Consider the following 578-nt stretch of genomic DNA (forward strand, 5'->3'; position numbering starts at 1 on the left):
TTAATGCGAGGCGGATTTGCCTACCTCACTCCCTACATGCTTACCCCAGGACAACCATCGCCTGGGCTGGACTACCTTCCTGCGTCACCCCATCGCTTACCTACTACCCGATCGGATCGAGCGTTCAGTCTCACCCACACTCCGAAGAGCGTTAGGGACTTAAGGACTCTTAGCATCACGAGGTTCGATATGGGCGCATTGAAGCGGGTACGGGAATATCAACCCGTTGTCCATCGACTACGCCTGTCGGCCTCGCCTTAGGTCCCGACTTACCCTGGGCGGATTAGCCTGCCCCAGGAACCCTTGGTCATCCGGCGCGAGGGTTTCTCACCCTCGATTCGCTACTCATGCCTGCATTCTCACTCGCACAGCCTCCACAACTAGATCACTCTGCTGCTTCGCCGGCTGCACGACGCTCCCCTACCCACCAACAGCACCCAAAGGAACTGTCAGTGCCACGACTTCGGCGGTGTACTTGAGCCCCGCTACATTGTCGGCGCGGAATCACTTGACCAGTGAGCTATTACGCACTCTTTCAAGGGTGGCTGCTTCTAAGCCAACCTCCTGGTTGTCTCTGC

Annotated in this window: 1 rRNA gene; it reads right to left on the reverse strand. The window is 57.4% G+C overall.

Annotated elements, in window-relative coordinates:
• A 23S ribosomal RNA gene (locus MTP10_RS41850) occupies positions 1–578 on the reverse strand; the annotation flags it as partial.

Source organism: Nonomuraea sp. 3-1Str (assembly GCF_031570565.1).
In the GTDB taxonomy this organism is placed as follows: Bacteria; Actinomycetota; Actinomycetes; order Streptosporangiales; family Streptosporangiaceae; genus Nonomuraea.